We start from the raw sequence: 21327 nt of genomic DNA on the forward strand, positions 1-21327 counted from the left end.
ATCCTATGCCTGGTTACCCTTGCTTGATGAACGAACAATCAGCTTTGTCCCCAATTGAATCTGCTGCGGAAGATCAGATGCACCGCCCATCTCAGAATCTTCTGCTCCAGAATCCGATAGCAGCAGCTTGGCAGCCATCATGCCCATCTGGTAAAAAGGTACCGCGACACTCGTCAACGGAGGATCCGTAATCCTCGCCCCATCCGAATCATCGTATCCCGCAATGGCAATATCCTTGCCCGGAAGCACGCCCAAATCCCGAAAACCCTGCATCAGTCCGATCGCCATGCGGTCATTCGCAGCAAAGACCGCTTCTATATGATCTTTATTGCAAAAGAACCGTGAAGCAGCCTCATATCCGCTTGTTCTGCTGTAATTCCCCGTGTTCAGCCATTCTGGAGGAACGGCTTCAGTTATGCTTTTATCAGGGCTAAACAGTCCTGCTTCAGTCATCGCCCGCACATATCCCTTCAAACGATCCAAACTATTGGAGTATGCCGGCGGACCATTCAGAAAAGCAATCTTGCGGTAGCCCTCATCCAGCAAATGCTTCACCGCTTCATAAGCACCTTGTTCATGATCCGCATCCACTTCAAGGAAATGCTCGCCCTCAAAATGCTGGTTCACGAGGCAAAATGGATGACCCGCTTCTTCCAGTGCTTTCAATGCCTTCCGTTCCTCAGGCGTATCCATCGTACCCAGCAGAATACAAGCATCCACCTTTTGCGAGCGGAACAGATCGATGTAACCGTTCTCATGCCCGGGTTTTCGAAAAATCAGAAGCATGTCATACCCAAGCTCTCGTACCTGTTCTCCGATGCCATTTAAAATCTCCGAGAAATAATAGGTTGAAAAAATATGCACTTTCGGCACATAAGGGAGAATCACTCCCAAATTGCCACTCCGGCGGCGGGCAAAGCTCTGAGCAATCGCATTGGGATAATAGCCAAGAATCTCTGCGGCCTCAAGCACCTTTTGCTTCGTCTCTTCCCTCATCGGCCCTACATTGTTCAGTACGCGGGAGACTGTGGCTTCAGAGACTCCAGCCATCTCGGCAACCGCTTTTCGTGTAACGATATGGCTCACACCCTTTGAAAAAAACTGTAGTGATTCAATTTAAATATCTGTTATCAATTTTATGTACGCGCGTACATTATCACTCATATCTGATCTGAATGTCAATAGTTTAAAGTAAAAGAAAAAGCACAAGGATGGTGCCCCCGTGCCTTTTAAATATATCAATTTCCGTTTACGAATGTCGTTGAACCCTTTATTGGGAACCCCTTTCAAGGATGAGCATCGTTTCCGCGACTTCCTGTCCATTCACCAATAACACGATCCGGTGCTCTCCCGGATAATGGCGCCGCGTCGTCAAATCTGCCCAGCTGTGCTTGCGTTCTCCAGTCAAGCCAGACCCTCCGGGGACGGTTTTATCAGACAGTAAAAATAATTTGCGGGAGGTCTGTCCGTTCGCTTTCACAAAATATATCCCATATTCAATCCGAACACGGGCAGTTGCCCCTTCCCGGATACGGAGCTCGTATTGCAGCACGCTGCCGCTGCCAATCGAGAGCATTCCAGGTTCAATAGACAAGCTTGCGGTCGCAGCAAGAGGAGCCCCTTCTTCCGAATTCGTATAGCCAAAAAGCTCCAGGATTTCAGGATCAGCCATGCGGATCAAGGTTCGGCAGGCATGTCTGACAATCCAGTTCGTATGGGGATTGCTGCCTAACCACCGCTTGGCAAGACTAATCACTACAGCAGGATGATCTTTAGCTATGTCATTCAGATTGTTGGCCACGCTTTTGCGGACATACAGCGAGGTATCCTCTTTCAACTGCTCCAAAATCAGAAGAACAGGTGCGGGATCCTTCTTGAACATCGTCAGCGCTTGCCCCCATGGGAGACGAGGCCTGCATCCTTCGCTCGCCAGACGTCTGACATGTTCACTCGGATGCTGCGACCAGTCCAGCATTTGCCGCATCATTCGTTCCGGATCATGGATAATGAACGATCTTACTGCAAATTCAGCAGATGACCTTTGCGTGAATCTTTCCAGAGCCGCCATGGAAAGACTCCAATGTTCTTCCGTCAGTCCATAAACCTCTACGAAATCCGGAAAAAATAAGTATGGAAATCCGACGCATTTCTCGTCAATCCGAAACAGAACACCTATGGCATCTTCATAAGCTGACGGCAAAAAATTGCCCAGTGTTTCGCTGATCCGGCGGGTTCTTGCTTTTAACGCAAGCTCTTCCCAAGTATCATCCATGATTATTGTTATAAATCCTTCGATATCAAAATCGGAGTATGCTTCTTTAACCTTTTCCCCGAAATCCTGAAAAAAATCCCGGTTATACATCAATTTTAATGCGTCAGCCATAAGACTCCCCCATATCTACATTGTCCGGAAAAAGAACGCCGTTGTCTAAATATAATAGAAATGCATCATCATCTGCAAGATTATTTCCTCATAGAATAACCCCGTTGCCCGGTGAAATACAATACCGAACAACGGGGAATTCTTGATTTGCCTGATAGGCATGAAGTTATTTATCTAATCCAGAACATGTATTACACATTAGCTTCGCTGCTTCTCCTGCTGCTCCATATAATCACGCATCTTATGCATATAATCCGGAGCATCCATGGGATCGCTTGCTATCATTTCGATGATACATAACCTGCTGCTGCATTCGGTCTCAGCACGGGTGATCGCCTCATCCAGTTCCTTATTGGTGCGCACGGTGACCGTATAAGCATCCCCCCCGAATGCCTCTGCCAGCTTGGTATAAGACCATTTCGGAACCTTATTATACGTCTGGTTTTCGGTTTTCACATTTAAATATTTCTCGATCGTATACCCATCATTATTCAGAACAAAAATGACCGGTTTACAGCCATAATACAGCATGGAGCTAATCTCCTGGGCTGTAAGCTGCAGGGAACCATCCCCAGTAAAAAGCAGCACCCTTCGCGCTGGAGCCGCAATACAGGCACCATATGCCGATGGTGTCGCATAGCCGATGGACTGCCAACCACCTTCGGCAATATAGGTTACAGCATGCGGAAGTTTAACCTGTGCCATTCCGTAAAAAAAGGTACCTGTCTCCGCCACGACGACATCCCCTTCTTTCAGCATCCGCTGGAAACGCGGATAATAGGATACGGCTGAGAGTGGCTCCTCAGGATTACCTGTCATCATGTCGTATGGATACTGAGCCTTCACAACGGTATCTTGCTGCTTATATCCAGTATTCTGCAACGCCAGCAGTATATCTTCCGCAAGCACATTCGGGTACTCTGCTTCCCCGACCTTAACCTTGTCCGGCTGAATATTAATCATCCGAAGCGGATTCAGCTTCGCCGTAAAGTTAGCTGTATTAGTATCTGCCCATACTAATCCTACAGCAATGACACAATCCGCTTTTTCTACCGTTTCACGTACCTCAGGGCTGCCGAAAGCACCGCCGTACATTCCTATAAATAACGGATGGCTTTCATCAAACGCCCCTTTTCCGAACATGGTGGATGCTACCGGCACATTCATCGATTCAGCAAGCTTTCGTACATATTCCTCCAGATGGAAACGCTGCGTTTTGACATCTGCCAGTATCACCGTTTTTTGAGCCGAGTTTAACATTTGTTTAATATGATCCAGAGCAGCCTGCTGCGTACCCGGATATGTTTTTGCTTTTGGCATAGCAGCTTCATGATGAGCCATGACCTGCTTCGAAACCAAATCGTCCGCAACAACAAGATAGACCGGTTTCTTCTTCTGCCTTGCGATTCGGAAGGCATTTGGAATTTCGATCGCCGCATTCTCTGGTGTAATTACCGCTGTATAGGCCGTGATCGGTTCATACACTTTGCGGAATACATCATAATTCCCATCCATTAACGTATGATGCATTAGCTTACGTTCTTTCTGAGCCATATCCGGCGGTGAGCCCACAATGTGAATAATGGGTACATGTTCACTATTTGCCCCAGCAATCGCATTACAAGCACTCATTTCTCCGACGCCAAACGTCGTAATCAATGCCGATATTCCTTTTATTCTAGCATACGCATCGGCAGCATATCCCGAATTCAGTTCATTCCGGCCATTGATAAAACGTATGCCTGCATATCTCTCAAGCGTATCAAGCAATGTGAAATTATAATCGCCGGGCACGCCAAAAATCTCCGTGATTCCCTCCTGCTTCAGACAATCGAAAAGGAAATCCCCTACCGTCTTCTGTATCGTTGACCCTGCTAGATTCTCATTTGTTGTATTTTTCATGTTGAAAGCCTCCTTATCCGGTTCGCAAGTCATGTTCTGTATAACATTACCCTTTCTTGGAAAGATTATTCGATTGGCCCAAATACGTCTTGAGCTAACGGTTCCGCCCGGCACAAAAAAAATGATAGTGCTGGCTTGTTGCCGCCGCTCTATCATTTCCCTGAAATTATTTGTGAATTTTATCTACTAAATCTATCGTTTTTTTATCCGACCAACCCTTGTTCATTCGCCGTTCTTTTCTCACGTCCACCAACCTTAAATACAATGATACCTCCAACAACGACCAATACCCCGATCAGCTGTTTGAAAGTAAAATCGACTTTCTCCAGTCCGAGCCAGCCCATCGAATCAAATAACAAAGCAAAACCAAGCTGCGCGCACATGCTGATCGAAACGGCAAACGTAGGCCCGAGACGATTGATCCCCTGCACCATACAGGTTACGACGCCAACACCGATCAGTCCGCTGAAGCAAAACCAGAGTTTCAAATGATGCAGAGCAAACATTGCAGAACCTTCAAACACCAGGCCGAGCGTAAAGGAAGCTGCAAAGCCCAGACCCAGCACCAAAGTTGTTGTGGTCCATGATCCCACATGAACATTCACTTTATTGTTAAATATATTTTGCAAACTAACGAGTGAACCGGCCAACAAGGCTAGTAAAAGTCCCGTAATCATTATTTTATCTCCCCTACCCAATCATTTATTCGTAGATACTGTGACCCGCGATTGTGATTAACCGCTCTCTGTCCTTAATTTGAATGAAGCCTTTGCCGCGTTCAAGAATCCCTTCATTACAAAGCTGTAAAATGACCCGGTTGAGATGTCTGTAGCTCGTTCCGATCAGGTTCGCCGCATCCCGTAACTCGGATGTACTTAGATGACCTCTGAACAAAACATCCGTTGGATCAAAGGATACCGACAGGATATAACTGGCGAGCCTAACCTCCACCGGATACATGAGATTAAAGCTAAGCGCATTCGATTTCATATAGAACTTTCCCGTAATAATTTTCAGTAAAAATTGCAGCAGTGGCATATGATCCTTGCCATACATGTTCAACCACTGATGGTGAATCCCGATCATATATACAGGAGATACCGCTTCAACCGTGTTGATAAAATCCGCTTCTTGAACGAATTCAACATCACCGATTACTTCGAGTGCTGTTTTAAAAGAAATGATCAGCGTTTTACCTTCCGTAGAGGTATTGTATACTTTAATTTTCCCTTTAACGAGAACATATAAATATTGTGCCGGCTCGCCTTGAGAGCATATGAGTTCCCCTTGTTCAAAGCTGTATAAGCACATATGCGGGATCAATGGTTCATTAAAAATGTCTTTCAATTGATGAATGTGCATATATTCTGCCAACTGCGAGCGATCTTTTATTTCTTTCATAACGTTGTGTCCCCCAGGCTTCCATGTTCATCTTCCGGGTCAATTATACGTCTAAAATTTCAGGATCACCACACCCGCAATCATCATAGCGATACCGAAAAATTGGGGGAGTCCCATTCGTTTCTTTTGCAGCCCGAACCATCCGTAATGATCCATCAGGAAGGTCAAAGCCAGCTGGGCAATGATAACTAACGCCACGGTCAGCGTTACGCCAATATGTTGAATGGCTGTCACATTGCTGAAAATAATAACCGCCGCGTAGGCCCCTGCACTCAGGTATAAAGGTTTAACCTTTTTGAAGCCCTGCCTTTTAAAATCACGCATGATAAGCATGACTATCAATGCTGCGATAAAGCCTGTGAACTGGGTTAACGCGGCTGCCTGCCACGTGCCGATACCTTGACTGATTCTGGCATTGGCCACTCCCTGCAGTGTAATAAACGCTCCTCCTAAAAAGGCAAACAATATTCCCCTCATCTGACTTATCTCCTCATCCATTCTTATTTAATAATAATTAAATAATAAATCCGGATTTAAAAGAAAGGACATATGTCCTCAACCTCACTGATGCTTTATAAAATGATGATTTATCTATGGATTGAAAGGAAATGAAATTGCTTGCTGACTTCGGCTTTCTGCTTTTTCTTGTTCGATTTACGGAAAAAGACTAGTCTGTCCTTGTTGTTCCTCTAGACTCGCTGAAAAATTCCGTTACGGACTCCATGAATTTTCTAGCTGCTGCAGATAAATACCGTGATTCAAGCCAAATGAACTTGTAAATACGTTTCGTACTGTGGCCATGTATCTTTAATAAATGGAGGGGGAGTCAGAGTTTCGTCCGCACTCACCTACAAGAGCTACACCTACGCCGGCCCGTACAAGACTCGCTATAGCAGAAGGCTCACTTACCCTACATATATATTTAGGATTAATTCCAGCCTCTCCAAAATAAATATCGTTCAGTGGTTGATAAAACTGACCCTCATTGTAACCAATGAAAGGTTCATTTGCAGCTTCAGCAATAGAAATGCTCTCACGGTCTGAGTATCGATGATTAGGAGGGACAGCAAGGTATACTTCTTCCTCTAGGACATGGGAGGAGCATACTCCAGCACTTTGTGTAGGTAACGCAGTGAGACAAATGTCCACTTCTCCACCCAGCAGAAGACCCTCCATTTCCTTTATTGAAGTTTGCCTTATTCGGAAATTAGCTTCCGGGAATTGGGATAGAAAGTCAGCAAGCGGCTTCGACAGGAGCTCGATGCTCGTAACCGCTAAGTTAACGCTGCCTGACTGTAATCCTGAAAGTTCTTCTAGCTCTTTCCTTCCATCTCCCAATGCGTTTAATGCGGTTTCCACCTTTAGAAGAAACGCTTTACCAAAAGTGTTTAACCTTATGTTTCTTCCTTGTCGGTCAAAGAGAGGGATACCCAAATCTTCCTCCAGACGAGTAATTGTTTTGCTTAGTGCAGGTTGAGCAATATGTAGCTCTTCGGCTGCTTTGGTCATATGCTGAATCTTGGCGACTGTACGAAAGTAATGTAAATGCAATGTATCCATTATTTCCTCCGCTTATATATAAAATGGCATGATACTCATGAGAATGATGTATTATACATTAATGATATATTGCTATAATATCAGATTTAAGAATGAAGTAAGCAAGCAATATAAAGGGAGGGAATTCCCGTGTTACACAAAGAAGAGGGATCGATAGAGCAGGATCGCGAGCTTATCAAACATGTAGTTAGTCAAATGGAGTCGGCGTTTAATCGGCACGATGCAGATGCGCTAGATAGCCATTTCACACAAAATGCCACTTGGGTGAATGTAATCGGCGAAAAGTTGTCAGGTTGGAATGAAATAAACAAAGTACACAAAATCGTGTTGACTGGCCCCTTAAGTAATTCTTATAGCAAATATACTGTTGACAGCATTGCGTTCATTCATTCCACTGTGGCTATTGTTCATGTCCGTCAATGTTCAACAACCTCCGATGGCAACCGAATCGACGGAGGGCAAGAAAGCATCGCTATCTACGTAATGGTCAAGGAAATGAATACCTGGAGGCTAGCAGCAGGACAAAACACCCTTCTTAAATCTTACTAACAAAATATTATAAGTTGAACTAACCGCCTTTTATCAAGGCGGTTTTCTTATCGTCAAAATCAACATTAGAATTTAACATTTGTTTATCTCATTTACTTCTTATCTGTAGAAGCGATAGCTTCTTTAACTGTCTTGGCTAAGGATTCAACATTCCCGAGTCCCTGAAAATGCAGATAAATGATTTGAGGCTGCTCGCCGATGAGATGGTTATGCACAGCAGATATTTCCACGTTTCCTTTGCGAAGCGCATCAATTACGGGATTCACTTCCTCACTGAGGAGTGCAAACTCACCAATAACTGCCGTATTATTACCTGCTTTTTCAAAGTTTGCACCAAATCCAAGTTCAATCGCTTCAGGGGAAAGCTTTACACCCAAGTTCGACACAGGAATGTTTTTGCGCATGATTTCCAGCTTGCATACGCCGTTCTCCTGCTTCACTTTTGTGCTAAACTCCTGCTCAAGCACATGACAATCTTGACTCTCCGCCCCCATAATTGTGCCTGTGGGGATGATTAGCGATAGAACCACGATCATAGATAAAAGGATCTTCTTCATTATATTCCCTCCTCAAATGATGCATTGAATTGTTTTAGTGTTTCACAGTTTTCAGGAGGTATGCAGCATTATTAATGAACGAAAAGATCATCGAAAAAACCCATTGCCAGGGAAATGAATCCACTTAAGCAATGGGTTTATTTAGGTCACCTTACTGTTTAGATGCAATTTCTCCGTTTATTTGTTCCATAATACTCTGGATCGTCATTGAGCCAAGATCCCCTTCTCCGCGTTTTCTTGCAGAGACGCTGCCAGAGTTTTTCTCATTCTCGCCCAGCACCAGCATATAAGGCACCTTTTCCAGCTGAGCTTCACGGATTTTATATCCAAGCTTTTCGTTACGAATATCGATTTCGACCCGAATTCCAGCTTCTTCTAATGACTGCTTCACTTGAAAAGCATAGTCGACATAGTTCTCGGAAACGGGCAGCAGCTTCGCATGAACGGGTGCAAGCCACAATGGAAAAGCCCCAGCGTAATGTTCAGTCAGCATCCCCATGAATCGGTCTATGGAACCATAAACTGCACGATGGATAACGACCGGCCGATATTTCTGACCATCTTCGCCGACATAAGTGAGATCGAATTTCTCAGGCATTTGAAAGTCCAGCTGGATCGTGCCGCATTGCCAGCTTCTTTTGAGTGCATCCAGAATATGAAAGTCGATTTTAGGTCCGTAAAATGCCCCATCGCCTTCATTCACGCGGTAATCAATCCCGCGGTTATCCAATACATTTTGCAGAGATGTCTCCGCTTCAGCCCATAACTCATCAGATCCCATCGAATCCTCTGGCCGTGTAGACAGCTCAATCTTATATTCAAACCCAAACACTTGATACATATGATCGATCAGCTCAATGATCCGTCCGATTTCTGCTTCAATTTGCTCCGGCAGGACGAAGAGATGCGCATCATCCTGGCAAAACGTCCGTACCCGCATCATCCCGTTCAGCGCCCCCGAATACTCATGCCGGTGCACTTGGCCAAACTCCGATATGCGGATCGGCAGCTCACGGTAGGAGTGAAGCTTATTTTTGAAAATAAGCATATGTCCCGGACAGTTCATCGGTTTAAGTGCAAACTTCGTTTCGTCTACGTTCGTGAAGTACATATTGTCTTTATAATGATCCCAATGCCCGGATTGTTCCCAGACGCGGTTGTTCATCATGAGTGGAGTCCGAACTTCATCGTAGTCTCTTTGTCTCTGCTGCTCTCGTGCGAAGTTCTCAAGCTCGGTACGGATGGTCATTCCTTTTGGCAAATAGAAAGGCATGCCTGGTGCTTCCTCCGAAAACATAAACAACTCAAGCTGCTTGCCAAGCTTGCGGTGATCGCGTTTCTTGGCCTCTTCAAGGAAATGAAGATGCTCATCGAGCTGCGCTTTTTTAGGAAATGCAGTTCCGTAAATACGCTGCAGCATTTTGTTGCTCGAATCCCCTCGCCAATAAGCACCAGATACGTTCAGCAGTTTGAACGCCTTGATGCGGCCTGTTGAAGGAAGATGAGGCCCACGGCATAAGTCAAAAAATTCACCTTGATCGTAGATGGATATTTCCGCATCGTTCGGCAAATCGCGGATGAGCTCTAGTTTCAGCGGTTCTTCCGATTTTTCAAAGACCTGAATAGCTTCTTCCCTGCGGACAACCCGGCGGACAATGGGCAGGTTCTCTTGCGTAATCTTGGCCATTTCCCGCTCGATCGCTTCGAGATCCTCCGTAGATAGCGGCTTCTCGATATCAATATCATAATAAAATCCGTCTTCAATAATCGGTCCAATGCCGAGTTTAACGCATGTCTCTCCGTAGATCCGTTTAATAGCCTGAGCCATCAGATGTGCAGTACTATGTCTGTAAATTTCCAGACCGTCCTGACTGTCCAGCGTTACAATCTCGATATGGCTATCCGCTTCAATCGGCTGACTCAGATCAACAATCTTGCCGTCCAATTTGCCAGCAACTGCATTTTTCTTTAGACCGATACTGATGGACTCCGCAACTTCTTCGATAGTGGTGCCTTGCGGATACCTCCTAATTGTTCCATCTGGCAGCGTAATATTGATCTCCATGACTTTTACCTCCATTTCTTGGTATTTGTTTGATTTATGAACGCAAAAAAACGCATCTCTCCACAAAGGGACGAGTGCGTTCAGCTCGTGGTTCCACCCTAATTCAACCTGCAAACATTTCAGCCTGGTCCCATGGGACAAAGAAGGATATGCAGGTTCTTATTGGTATCCGGTAACGGGGACAAGTCGGTGACGCTTACTGCCGCTATCCATGGATAAGCAGGTTCAACGCCACAGCTACAAAGGGGTAATTTCTGATCGGTTACTGGAGAAGATTTCAGCTGGTACTTCTCTCTCTGGGCAGCTCGTATAAGAAATCATGTCTTTGATCAAAGCCAAGTTTTGAATTAACGTTATTATAATCCATAGTTATATGTCAAAGTCAAGTAAATTAATTTTCAAAAAAAAGAAAAACATCGCAATTGAAGTTGCGATGCTAGGTGTATGTCATATATATGTAATGTTGTAACCGCCTTGAAAAAGATGTTAAAGTGCTGCGGATGCAAGACTTACCCATCCCACCAGCTGTTCGGAATCTAAAGACTGTCCTTGACGAAGCTTCATCGTTTTTCTCTCCGGTGGACCGTCAAATAATCCTTCGGGAAGCGTGAGTTCACTTGTATTAAAGATCGTAAAACTAACCGCATCTTTCGAAGTGGAAATGACGGCTGCATATTTCCCATTTTTCAAAAAATGGGGTTTCTTGTACTGGATGCGCTCCTGTACTTCGGGAATCGCTTGATAGACAACCTCTCGAAGGCTGCTTGCGAGTTCTCCCTGCCAAGGCTCCTTAATCGCCCCAATGAAATCTGTTACTTCCGGGTTCATATCAATTTCTCCTTTTTCATGAGTTAGATTCTTATATTCTTAAATCTTTAATGTTTGACGATTTGCCAAGTAACTCCGAACTGATCCACGACTTCCCCATAATAGGACCCCCATGGCTGAAGTTCGAAAGGATACTGGAGTACGCCGCCATCACCGAGATTGTCATATGCCGTGCGCGCCTCAAACTCACTGTCATAGGATAAGGACAGGCTGATATTCCGGCTGCCGGACACTGGTTGGAAAGAATCAGACATGAATAATGTGTTAGTCCCTGCAACTGTCAAAACCAGATGCATAACTCTGTCCTTGGCCTCTTCCGGTGTACCCGGTACTTCACCCAATGTCTTGATAGAGTGAATCTCACCTCCAAGGGCTTGCTTGTAAAACTCTGCTTGTTTTCTTGCATCCTCCGACATTACATAAGGATTTAATTGTGCTCCCATATTCAACAACCTTTCTCAATAGATTTTATATTCGAGAACAAATATATTACTTATTAACCCGTTCTCTATACATACGACGAATGATATGGAAAGAAATCGACAGCCTTTAAAAAAACTTTTTTTATATTTTTTAGTTTACCGCACACTCTGCAGCCCGCTTCAACAGAAGTTCGCGTTCACGTTCATTCCGAGTCAGTGAAGCCGCATGTTTGAACTCTTCCTGAGCTTCTTTAAACCGGTTTAATTTGTACAAAAGATCACCCCGGACACTCGGAAGAAGATGGTATCCTTTCAGCGACGGCTCCGCATTGAGTTCATCAACAATCTGAAGTCCAAAAGCCGGACCAAATGCCATTGCAATGGCTACTGCACGGTTTAGCTCTACGATGGGAGAAGGCTGCACGCGTGACAACGCTTCGTATAAAGCGGCAATGCGCGGCCAGTCGGTCTCAGAAGCTTCACGGGCCTTAGCGTGACAGGCTGAGATAGCAGCTTGCAGAGCGTATGGGCCGTACGGTTGACCGAGTTTCTGACTTCGTTCGAGTGCAGCCAAACCACGGTGGATTAGCAACTGATCCCATAATGCACGGTTTTGGTCCATTAGGAGAACAGGCTCTCCTGTACGGGTGACACGAGTCTTAAAACGTGAAGATTGAATCTCCATCAAGGCAACCAGTCCATGAACCTCCGGCTCTGCCGGCGCTATCTCCGCAAGCACACGTCCAATTCTTAACGCCTCCTGGCAAAGAAGGGGACGAAACCAATTTTCACCGACAGTTGCTGAGTATCCTTCATTGAACATCAAATAGATGACTTCGAGCACCGCCGACATCCGATCCTTCAGCTCTTCAGCGTCGGGAACCTCAAAAGGTACTTTCGCGGAGTTAAGTGTCCGTTTTGCACGAACAATCCGCTGAGCTATCGTAGATTCAGCAGCAAGAAAGGCATGGGCAATTTCATCTGTTGTGAGTCCGCATAACAAGCGCAGCGTCAATGCGACTCTCGCTTCCCGGGATAGAACCGGGTGGCATGTCATGAAGATCAGCCGCAGGAGATCATCGCCGATCTCTCCGTCAAGCCTGCTGTCCAGATCTTCCTCCGTGTACAAATCCGTATAATAGGCAAGCTCTTCATACTTCTGATCACGCAGTTTATTTCGGCGCAAAAGATCAATCGCACGTCGTTTGGCTGTAGTCATTAGCCAGGCCCCCGGATTGTCAGGGATACCGGATTCCGGCCATCGTTCGAGTGCGATCACCAGGGCATCCTGAGCAAGGTCTTCGGCGAGCCCGACATCACGGACCATGCGCGTTAGACCCGCGATCAATTTGGCCGATTCGATCCGCCAAATTGCGTCAATGGTACGTTCTGCTTTTGACATATTCACAGCTTAAACTGCATCCTGATCTGTTCTTGTGTTTCCACATGAGGGGATAACTCCTCCGGCTCGAACACCTGTCTAAGCTCAATTTCACCTTGGCCATAGCCATGTGGATCCGGCATGCGCATCGCCCACTCTATTGCTTCTTCCCTGGATTGCACTTCAATCAGCGTATATCCGGCGATCATTTCTTTTGCTTCAGTGAACGGACCGTCGATGACTTTTGGTTTCCCGCCTGGTTCAGGGTACGAAATCCGGATACCGCTTGAACTGGACTGTAAGCCATCTGCAGCCAGCAATATCCCAGCCCTGGCCAGCTCCTCGTTGTATCTCAGCATAGCTTCCAGTAATTCTGGACTGGGCAATACACCCGCTTCAGAATCTGACGTTGCTTTGACAATCATCATAAACCGCATAGATTTGTATCCTCCTGGTTTCTTTATGAGACTCTTTGCAAGTACTTAATTTATTTCGTCTAATACCGATTAATCCCCTTCATTTCATGAACAATAAAGGAACCAGATAACCAAAAAACCTCTGAGAATGATGCTGTCAGAGGTTTAGCTGCCATGCATTACAATCAAGTGATTTTATACATACCAGTATCCCTTATTGCCTTTTTCAAGCCGAACCAGTGCTTCCAGATAGAAATAATCTCCCCAGATCATATAATCATCCGGTGCCCGGTCTCCCCTCACATGATAGGAGCCATGCTTCAGCAGTCCTTCGGCATCTGCTTGACCTGTCGTAGCATAATGCTCCACCAGTGATTTCATGCTGCGATTGAGAGCGTCTTCGAACACAGTTCGGTCTGGATCGCTGCCTCCCGTGAGATCCAGCAGTTCAAGCAGGCCGCAGGCTGCAATGGCAGATGCCGAGCTGTCGCGTGGAGTACCTTCTTCAACCATAACATCAAAATCCCAATATACGACAGCATCTTCAGGCAAATGCTCGATAAAATATCTGGCCAAGCGTTTCGAAGTATCCAGAAAGGCTTCGTGCTTTGTATATCTGTAGGCTAGAGCGAAGCCGTAAATTCCCCACGCTTGACCTCGTGTCCAGGTCGACCCATCCTGATAACCTTGATGGGTACCGCCCCGGTGCGCATTCCCATTCTCCGTATGAAAATAAAAAGTATGATAGGAAGAACCATCTCCGCGAACCAGAAACTTCTGGCTTTGCAGGGCATGCTGCATGGCGATATCATAATACTTGGCCTCACCCGTCTGCTCATGCGCCCAGAACAGAAGCGGAAGATTTAGCAGGCAATCGATAATTATCCTTCCCCCGTTGTCCGGATCGTCTTCCTTCCCCCATGCCTGAATAATTCCGATCCGCGGCCGCCACCGCTGCAACAGCTTGTCCGCTGCCTGGAGAGCAGCATCACGAGCAGCCGTACTCCCGGTAACACGCCATTCCGCTACCGCAGACAAAGAATACAAGAAACCAATATCATGGTGGTCTAAGGCCACATGCCGATCCAGCCTGTCTTTAAAATTGGCGAGATAGGACTCAGCCGCTTCTTTATAGAACGGATCCTGTTCGTATTCATAAGCAAGCCACATCATACCGACATAAAATCCTTCGATCCAGTCATTATTGTCTCCCCACTCGTACTTCTCCCCTTCGGTAATATGAGGCAATTGACCCGGATGTTTCAGGATATTTTGTTTGATTTTCAGGAGTGCATCCTCTATAGCATTGCTCCACATGTTCTTCATCTCCTCATAAATGAATTTGAATAACAAAGATACTTTACTTCTACTTTTATTTTTCCTTAGATCAACACTTCGTGTACAGAGCATTTTTCCGATCGCTGCTGCCCCCAGATACCCCTTGAATTAATGATGCTACTGAAGGAATCCGGGGGCAAAGGCGAACGCTTCGCTTCTCCAAAATTGCTCTGTCCTCTCCGTTTCGTAATAAGGAGTATCTTTATTCATCCCGCTAATTCTCCAAACTGAAATATACCGTCTTAGTCTCGGCATCCGAAACGATAATCCGACCCTCTGGCGTCTTTTCCACGACCGGTGGGAGGCCATAATGCCTTTGATTCTCTTCGTTATTCGATGCTCCAAATATAGAAGATATCAGCAGATGTTCACCCGGCTGCATCTGGACCGTCAAGGTAGGAATCATCGTTCTAGGTTTAAGCAGATTCGTATTGGCTTCGGGATATATCATGACTGCATTCGTATACCCCTGCACATTCACCACGCCGCTAATGCCGCTAGGCATCATGGCTGCAATTCGACCCGGTGCTGCTTCGACCGCATCTGCTTCCCGCAAGGTATAATCCGTCATCCTTCCTACCGCAAATCCGCCTTCAGCAGCAGTCAGATAGCGGCTAGAGAGAATACGATGAATCCGCACATGCCACATTCCCGCCGGAATAAGCCATGTCCGTACTTCTACATCACGCCAGGGGAGCCATCTCGAATAGACATATTGTTCATCAATAACGTATTCCTCGCAATACCGCCTTACACGATAGTGCTCATCGTTCTCGCACAGGGCAAGCGTTGAGTCGTATGCCCCTTGAGCCAATCCATAATAACCTTTGGGAACACTAAACCCAAATCGTGTGGAGTAGGCAAACTTCGAATATTTGGCTGCATTATGCGCCAGCTCAAAATTAGCCATTTGGCCGGATGCCAGAGCAACAACATGACCTTCATCATCGGGTCGACAGAGGATCATTCTTGCATGAGGCTGCGCAGAAAGAGGTCTTAAAGGAGGCAGCGGTTCTTCTTCCGCAGTCCAGAATGGATGATCATCCGGCAAATCCAAAAGGATAAATGCTTTATATCCCCAATAAGGAGATCCCGGAGCATTATAGCTCTCCCCCATAATCAGATTGGGATACGCATAACCAATGCTTAACAATCCATCTGAAGTAAAAATAGGCTTAGCAAACCACCAGCGGAAATGCCGCATAATGATTCCTTTCATGACGCCAAGAGAAAATGGCTCAACGCCAGCAAATACAAGCGCACACCAGAAGGAGACTTGGGCAAAGCGATACGTCTGACTCCGTCCAAAAGGTAGACAGCTTCCATCTTCGGCGAACCAATATATGAACTGCTCGGCAAATGTCTTAGCACGCTCACGGTAGACCTTGGCACGTTCCGGATCATCATGCTCCATCAGCTTGGCGTATATCAAAGTATAGTAATGCATCCCGAACGGAACATAGTAATCACGCTGATCCGTCTTCCCGTCCGAATACCATCCGTCACCTAAATAATAAGTGTCGATTGCCTCCAGGTATTCATCCATGATCGCCTGATTATAAGGCATTCCCACCTTTTTGAAGCCGACATTCACAAGCACGGTGAACATCAACCAATTGTTGGGATTGGAATGATCCACCAAGTTGATCTGATTAAGCCACCGGAATAGCTGCTGCTTCTCGAGTTCGCTGAGGGGATCCCATAGCTTATGCGGAGCGAGTGCTAATCCGAGTCCGAATACGGCCTGCTCTACCATCCGTTGGTCCTGTGTTACGAATTCACCCCAATATTCCTCGTGCTCAGGGTTGGTCCCATTGATTATTCCTTTAAGATATATAGGCCATAAATCGGATTCGCCGCCCCCACCGGCATGGGGAATAAGCCCCCATAGTGGCCTTGAAAAAGCCTCCATAAGCGCTAGTGCTTCATTGTGCATCGCGGCGGTGGATCCAAGCTGCAGACCCGAGTTTCCGGAGGTGAAGTGATTTTTCAAAGGCTCCAATGTATCAAGCACAGCCTGCTGTATATCAGCCTTCGTCCGAAACTGAAAATGATGGGAAGACTTAACTTTCTGCCCCATGGTCCCTCTTCCTTTCCTCTGCCCAGAATGAAGTCCTAAAACATATATTCACCGGTCCCATACCGATTTCCCGCTAAAAACTTTAAATTAATATTCGTTTTTTTGTCGTGAAACAAAGAAACCTGCCGAGTAAGATTACTCCGCAGGCTTCTTAACGCAAGATCTATCCCAAATCTGGTTGATCAAAGGTAACCGCCAGAAATTGAATCCATTGATAAATACAACGCCTCTGTTTGTTCAAATTGTAGACCTGATCGAATCGTCAAACAATTACAAATCATTTACATAGGCTTTTAATATTTTCACTTCTTTAAAATTCATCATCTGATCGGCAGAGTCAGCGGTATCATAGGCTCGTAATTCGAGTGTTCAAAACCTCGGACAACTGTTTCGACCAGTATATCAATTCTTCATCTCTCCCATAGCTCCCAATACACTGAAATCCCATAGGCATATCATTTACTGTCGCAGAAGGTATGCTTATCGTTGGAAGTCCCGCATATGTCCAAATGGCTGTCATGCCGGCCCACCCTGTGCGTCCTCCCGACAGTGGTGCGGTTCCTCCTTGTGCCGGAGATACCCAAAGATCCATTCCCTCCCTCTGTTGAATTTCCATGAGATCATTCCTTAAGGATATTTGACCCTTACGATAGCCATCCAGCTCTATCTCCTCAATCATCTGGCCTGCCAAGATCGCATCACGCACAGCCGGTCCATAACAGTCTTTGTACTGATCAAATAATGTTTCATGCTCGCGAGCCATCTCCCCCTGAACGAACCTCAATAAATCATCGCCATATATAAGCTCATCACTCCACGGCATATCAACCGTCTTTATTGTGAAGCCTTCCCCCTCCAGCTTCCTGATCTGGTCCTGAAAGGCGTTTCGAGTTTCGTCGAACATTAAAGTCATATATACACCGTTCGGGATAGCCAATACCGGTTTACGATCAGATCGGAATGGTCTCCACCCCGGAATGAGATGTGTTGAGATGTATTCCATACTCGCTATATCCTGTGTGAATAAACCCATCGTATCAAAAGATGGCGCTAGCAATATTATGCCGTCCATCGGGATGCGAGCATAACTGGGTTTAAAACCAGCAACGCCGCAAAAGGAGGCTGGCGCGGTAACGGAACGCAATGTTTGCGTTCCTATCGCAACAGGGCAAATACCGGCAGCTACAGCTGCAGCGGACCCCGCACTGGAGCCTCCAGCGGTGTGGTTACAGTTGTGAGGGTTTCGGGTTGGAATTGGACCGGCGTAAGCGAACTCTTCTGTAACTGTCTTCCCCGCGACCCATACGCCCATTTCACGCAATCGTTTTACGAAGCTTCCTTCCTGTCCGGCAAGAGCAGCTGCAGGGAGATTTGATCCTGCGTATGTAGGTAAGCCGTTGATGTGAATTAAATCTTTAATTGCTACCGGTATTCCAAATAGAGGCGGTTTATCATGACCCGAATATTTCATGGATAGATCATCTATCTCGTTCATAATTCTTTCTTCCTTGTTATTCTCATGAATAAAGGCATGGATATGTGGTTCTGCCCGTGCATAATGTTCTAAACATTGTTTCTGGTAGTGTTGCAATGCAGAATCTGAAGTCCCCGAAATATGACGAAACATTTCAAGAGTATTTTTCTTTGCATACATGAAATCCCCACCTTTCATGATGAGAAGCTTGATACATGATCCCTGTTATATTACGCCCCGCTATTTGAAACTCCTGTAGACAATTATCGGTTTCTAAAAATAAACCTCAATAAACCAGTAATCGATACGATCACAAAAACGATGAATAACAACAATATGATTATACTCGACCAATTTATGGACATTTTGTTGACCCACCTCTCGAAACATTTATCATTTAGGATCTCGCTGCATACTAAATAAACAATCTAACAACCTATAAAGTTACTTTACAGCCGCCAATTCTAATCAAAAACAAGCTTTTACTAACCTCCATATCCCCACTCGCACCTTCTATCACCGCATATGATAGATTATCGAACTTCATAGGTGGTGGAAAATATGATCAAATCTCATAGAGTATGCTTATTGGAAAGGCCCGGCAAACCACAGCTTAACAGCTTGGGTTGGATATCTTCCAATTGGAGCGGCTATGCCATCTCTGGGCGAGCTAAATCATTCCGTCGTATTTCCGGAAAGTGGACCGTTCCCTTCGTGCGGCCAAGTACCTCACCATCCTACTCTTCAGCATGGGTTGGAATCGATGGCTTTGGGAATGCCAGCCTGATTCAAACGGGAACCGGGCATGATTTTGTAAATGGAAAAGCGCATTACTACGCATGGTGGGAGATCCTTCCTAATGTGATGACTCTCATTCCAAAACCGGTTCATCCCGGTGATCGAATCCATGCGGTTATTTCAAAATCAAAAGGCTCTACCTGGCTTATTTATATGCGCAATACAACCCAAAATTGGACATTTAGGACGACAAAACGTTATACCGGTCCTCAAGCATCAGCAGAATGGATCGTGGAGGCACCTCAAGTTGGAGCTTTTATATCCAAAATGGCCCACATCTCAGCAGTTTCTTTTACATGCTGCCGATTAAACGGCAGGAGCCCAAATCTGACCTCCGCACAGCGCGGTATCATGATCCAAGGCAGCACGGTGACCTCCATTCCCGGGGATCCCAACCGTACGGGAGATGCCTTCGTTGTAAATAGTGTAAAAGGGCAATCGGCAAGCAAAGCACGTTCAACAAAAAAATAGATATCTACTAATAACTTGCAGTAATAGCAACTTCCCTACCATCATTAGCGGATTTAAAAAAGCCGGCTTACGTTTCCGTAAGCTGGCTCATATTCAAACCGATTGCTGCCTAAATTGCTGTGGTGAAGCATGATGCACCTTTTTGAACATTTTGGAGAAATGCGAAAAGTTATGATAACCAAAGCTTTTCGCAACATCCGATATGGGAATGGACGAGGTGGTGATGAGGTCCTTTGCCAGCGACATCCGGACATGCAGTATGTAATCTGTAATCGATTCTCCCACTTCGCGTTTGAATAAACGGGACAGATAAGCAGGATTGAGATGCACGTAGTTCGCAAGCTGCTCTCTCGTGATCGGTTCGTTTAAGTGCTCTGTAATATAGTATTGGATACGCTGAATGACGGAGTGATTCTGATGCAGCTGATCATAAATGATCTGAACCAATCGAAGAGCCGTGGCTTCCAACTGCTCCAGATTGCGGGGCTGGGCACTCAGCAGGATGCCCTCCTGATCCTGAAACAGCTCGAAGGCTGAGAGGCCGTTTTTATGAAGAATATAATGCATCATCTGCATAAATTCATGGCGGAACCCGTCGAGTTCGCTGAGTGAAAGCCTCGGAATCTTCCCCAGTTCTGCAATGCGGCTGCGAATCTCCTTCTGCAGCTCTTCCAGCTTCCCCTGCTCCAGTAAAATAGTCCAGGTCGATATCCGCGGAATCATGGTTTTGATCGAAGGCGTACCGAGTGATGCCAGCGTATAGACTTGATTGGATTTATTCAAATTGTTATATTCAATCTCCAACAGCTGCTTGTACGTATCCGCGATGTTATATAATGTGGAGCTTTCGCCAATATAGCAGGAAAGGTTGCATCCAAAATATTTATGACAGCCCTGGATGTATTTCTCACAGCGTGTGTGCAGCTCGAGAATGGAATCTCCATCTCCTTCCGCACCAGCGATGATAACGACATTCACCCCCTGCTTGGTCTGAATGACCTCACCTTTTCCGGAGGGCAGCAGCATCTCAGAAGCAGCTTTGCGTATGGCATACTCCATCATTTCTTCATCCTTCGTGCTATACTCACGCAGCCATGACTCTACGCTTACCAGCACAGGCAGGAATACGGCATCCTGAAGTCCTGCAAGCTCATGCTCCTCGAGAATCCCTCCAATGCTGTCCGGAGAGCATACGATTCTTCCCGAAAACAGATCATTCCAGAATTTATCGGTGATGAGGGATTTTTTCTTGCGCCATGTTTCGTAATAAGGTTTATACTGCTCCCGCAGATGATGTAATTCACGTTCCTGCTTAATAGACTTTAACGCTTTGGCAATCGTCTCCTGAAGGACATCGAATTCAATGGGTTTTAACAAATAATCGAATCCATCCAGCTGGATGGCCCTTTTCATGAAATCAAAGGCAGAGTGGGCGGTTAGAAAAATGGTCTCCGTGCCGGGAGATATCTCGTTAACCCTCTCCAGCAGCTCAATTCCCGTCCCTTTAGGCATTTCAATATCACACACCATAATATCAATCGGCGTACGTTCAAAAATCTGCAATGCGTCGCGCATATTATAAGCCTCATACACTTCGGACACCTGCAAATCCTGCCAATTCACGCCGCTTTTGATTCCCATCACCGCATAAATTTCATCATCTACAATCAGTGCCTTATACATGTGTGAATACCTCCATCAG

General features: G+C 45.8%; 19 protein-coding genes. 2 read left to right on the forward strand and 17 right to left on the reverse strand.

The features are described from left to right. Positions 1-3: 3 nt before the first annotated feature. The 7 genes from KJS65_RS09505 to KJS65_RS09535 form a co-directional block, all read right to left on the reverse strand. Positions 4-1086, reverse strand: a complete 1083-nt coding sequence (locus KJS65_RS09505) for a LacI family DNA-binding transcriptional regulator (protein ID WP_374706146.1) — start codon at positions 1084-1086, stop codon at positions 4-6. Positions 1087-1270: 184 nt separating this feature from the next. Beyond that, on the reverse strand, positions 1271-2383 hold the full coding sequence (locus KJS65_RS09510) for a DNA alkylation repair protein (protein WP_213649608.1): 1113 nt from the start codon (positions 2381-2383) through the stop codon (positions 1271-1273). 198 nt (positions 2384-2581) lie between these two features. Beyond that, on the reverse strand, positions 2582-4285 hold the full coding sequence (locus tag KJS65_RS09515) for an alpha-keto acid decarboxylase family protein (RefSeq protein ID WP_213649609.1): 1704 nt from the start codon (positions 4283-4285) through the stop codon (positions 2582-2584). A 203-nt stretch (positions 4286-4488) separates the two neighbouring features. After that, the gene (locus KJS65_RS09520) at positions 4489-4962 is read right to left on the reverse strand and encodes a DMT family transporter (RefSeq protein WP_213649610.1); all 474 of its coding nucleotides are present in this window, start codon (positions 4960-4962) and stop codon (positions 4489-4491) included. Between the two features lie 25 nt (positions 4963-4987). Continuing rightward, on the reverse strand, positions 4988-5686 hold the full coding sequence (locus KJS65_RS09525; RefSeq protein WP_213649611.1) for a Crp/Fnr family transcriptional regulator: 699 nt from the start codon (positions 5684-5686) through the stop codon (positions 4988-4990). 51 nt (positions 5687-5737) lie between these two features. Continuing rightward, entirely contained in the window at positions 5738-6163 is a 426-nt protein-coding gene (locus KJS65_RS09530; RefSeq protein ID WP_213649612.1) for a DMT family transporter, read from the reverse strand. A 330-nt stretch (positions 6164-6493) separates the two neighbouring features. Next, positions 6494-7246 carry a LysR family transcriptional regulator gene (locus tag KJS65_RS09535; RefSeq protein ID WP_306432969.1) on the reverse strand — a complete coding sequence of 251 codons (753 nt, stop codon included), beginning with the start codon at positions 7244-7246 and terminating at the stop codon, positions 6494-6496. Between the two features lie 129 nt (positions 7247-7375). On the opposite strand from KJS65_RS09535, the gene KJS65_RS09540 reads away from it, so the two are divergent. Beyond that, entirely contained in the window at positions 7376-7795 is a 420-nt protein-coding gene (locus KJS65_RS09540; protein WP_244864455.1) for an SgcJ/EcaC family oxidoreductase, read from the forward strand. Positions 7796-7887: 92 nt separating this feature from the next. Here KJS65_RS09540 and KJS65_RS09545 read toward each other — a convergent pair whose 3' ends face one another. The 9 genes from KJS65_RS09545 to KJS65_RS09585 form a co-directional block, all read right to left on the reverse strand. Further along, positions 7888-8352: a DUF1259 domain-containing protein gene (locus KJS65_RS09545; RefSeq protein ID WP_213649613.1), complete on the reverse strand. Its 465-nt coding sequence runs from the start codon at positions 8350-8352 to the stop codon at positions 7888-7890. A 151-nt stretch (positions 8353-8503) separates the two neighbouring features. Further along, entirely contained in the window at positions 8504-10417 is a 1914-nt protein-coding gene (gene thrS / locus KJS65_RS09550) for a threonine--tRNA ligase (RefSeq protein WP_213649614.1), read from the reverse strand. Between the two features lie 486 nt (positions 10418-10903). Then, positions 10904-11245: a DUF1801 domain-containing protein gene (locus KJS65_RS09555; protein WP_213649615.1), complete on the reverse strand. Its 342-nt coding sequence runs from the start codon at positions 11243-11245 to the stop codon at positions 10904-10906. Between the two features lie 47 nt (positions 11246-11292). Beyond that, positions 11293-11688: a VOC family protein gene (locus KJS65_RS09560; RefSeq protein WP_213649616.1), complete on the reverse strand. Its 396-nt coding sequence runs from the start codon at positions 11686-11688 to the stop codon at positions 11293-11295. Between the two features lie 130 nt (positions 11689-11818). Then, positions 11819-13069 carry an RNA polymerase sigma factor gene (locus KJS65_RS09565; protein WP_213650725.1) on the reverse strand — a complete coding sequence of 417 codons (1251 nt, stop codon included), beginning with the start codon at positions 13067-13069 and terminating at the stop codon, positions 11819-11821. A 2-nt stretch (positions 13070-13071) separates the two neighbouring features. Next, positions 13072-13485 (reverse strand): YciI family protein, encoded by a 414-nt coding sequence (locus tag KJS65_RS09570; protein ID WP_213649617.1) that lies wholly within the window; start codon positions 13483-13485, stop codon positions 13072-13074. Positions 13486-13659: 174 nt separating this feature from the next. After that, positions 13660-14781: a glycoside hydrolase family 88 protein gene (locus KJS65_RS09575; protein ID WP_213649618.1), complete on the reverse strand. Its 1122-nt coding sequence runs from the start codon at positions 14779-14781 to the stop codon at positions 13660-13662. 235 nt (positions 14782-15016) lie between these two features. Then, a complete protein-coding gene (locus tag KJS65_RS09580; RefSeq protein ID WP_213649619.1) occupies positions 15017-16882 on the reverse strand; it encodes a DUF2264 domain-containing protein in 1866 nt (621 codons plus the stop codon). 346 nt (positions 16883-17228) lie between these two features. After that, complete coding sequence (locus KJS65_RS09585; protein WP_213649620.1) at positions 17229-18536, reverse strand: amidase; 1308 nt, start codon at positions 18534-18536, stop codon at positions 17229-17231. Between the two features lie 381 nt (positions 18537-18917). Between KJS65_RS09585 and KJS65_RS09590 the strand changes: the two genes are divergently transcribed. Further along, positions 18918-19625 carry a G1 family glutamic endopeptidase gene (locus KJS65_RS09590; RefSeq protein WP_213649621.1) on the forward strand — a complete coding sequence of 236 codons (708 nt, stop codon included), beginning with the start codon at positions 18918-18920 and terminating at the stop codon, positions 19623-19625. A gap of 93 nt (positions 19626-19718) precedes the next feature. On the opposite strand, the gene KJS65_RS09595 is transcribed toward KJS65_RS09590, so the two are convergent. Beyond that, complete coding sequence (locus tag KJS65_RS09595; RefSeq protein WP_213649622.1) at positions 19719-21308, reverse strand: response regulator transcription factor; 1590 nt, start codon at positions 21306-21308, stop codon at positions 19719-19721. Between the last annotated feature and the right edge of the window lie 19 nt (positions 21309-21327).

The organism is Paenibacillus sp. J23TS9 (genome assembly GCF_018403225.1).
Taxonomy (GTDB): domain Bacteria; phylum Bacillota; class Bacilli; order Paenibacillales; family Paenibacillaceae; genus Paenibacillus_AQ.

What these genes read in the sequence shown, in the direction of transcription:
- KJS65_RS09585 (WP_213649620.1), bottom strand. Translation starts at nt 18,536, where the DNA reads ATGTATGCAAAGAAAAATACTCTTGAAATGTTTCGTCATATTTCGGGG.
- KJS65_RS09530 (WP_213649612.1), bottom strand. Translation starts at nt 6,163, where the DNA reads ATGAGGGGAATATTGTTTGCCTTTTTAGGAGGAGCGTTTATTACACTG.
- KJS65_RS09575 (WP_213649618.1), bottom strand. Translation starts at nt 14,781, where the DNA reads ATGTGGAGCAATGCTATAGAGGATGCACTCCTGAAAATCAAACAAAAT.
- KJS65_RS09515 (WP_213649609.1), bottom strand. Translation starts at nt 4,285, where the DNA reads ATGAAAAATACAACAAATGAGAATCTAGCAGGGTCAACGATACAGAAG.
- KJS65_RS09570 (WP_213649617.1), bottom strand. Translation starts at nt 13,485, where the DNA reads ATGCGGTTTATGATGATTGTCAAAGCAACGTCAGATTCTGAAGCGGGT.
- KJS65_RS09580 (WP_213649619.1), bottom strand. Translation starts at nt 16,882, where the DNA reads ATGGGGCAGAAAGTTAAGTCTTCCCATCATTTTCAGTTTCGGACGAAG.
- KJS65_RS09560 (WP_213649616.1), bottom strand. Translation starts at nt 11,688, where the DNA reads ATGGGAGCACAATTAAATCCTTATGTAATGTCGGAGGATGCAAGAAAA.
- KJS65_RS09565 (WP_213650725.1), bottom strand. Translation starts at nt 13,069, where the DNA reads ATGTCAAAAGCAGAACGTACCATTGACGCAATTTGGCGGATCGAATCG.
- KJS65_RS09595 (WP_213649622.1), bottom strand. Translation starts at nt 21,308, where the DNA reads ATGTATAAGGCACTGATTGTAGATGATGAAATTTATGCGGTGATGGGA.
- KJS65_RS09520 (WP_213649610.1), bottom strand. Translation starts at nt 4,962, where the DNA reads ATGATTACGGGACTTTTACTAGCCTTGTTGGCCGGTTCACTCGTTAGT.
- KJS65_RS09545 (WP_213649613.1), bottom strand. Translation starts at nt 8,352, where the DNA reads ATGAAGAAGATCCTTTTATCTATGATCGTGGTTCTATCGCTAATCATC.
- KJS65_RS09525 (WP_213649611.1), bottom strand. Translation starts at nt 5,686, where the DNA reads ATGAAAGAAATAAAAGATCGCTCGCAGTTGGCAGAATATATGCACATT.
- KJS65_RS09510 (WP_213649608.1), bottom strand. Translation starts at nt 2,383, where the DNA reads ATGGCTGACGCATTAAAATTGATGTATAACCGGGATTTTTTTCAGGAT.
- KJS65_RS09555 (WP_213649615.1), bottom strand. Translation starts at nt 11,245, where the DNA reads ATGAACCCGGAAGTAACAGATTTCATTGGGGCGATTAAGGAGCCTTGG.
- KJS65_RS09535 (WP_306432969.1), bottom strand. Translation starts at nt 7,246, where the DNA reads ATGGATACATTGCATTTACATTACTTTCGTACAGTCGCCAAGATTCAG.
- thrS (WP_213649614.1), bottom strand. Translation starts at nt 10,417, where the DNA reads ATGGAGATCAATATTACGCTGCCAGATGGAACAATTAGGAGGTATCCG.
- KJS65_RS09590 (WP_213649621.1), top strand. Translation starts at nt 18,918, where the DNA reads ATGATCAAATCTCATAGAGTATGCTTATTGGAAAGGCCCGGCAAACCA.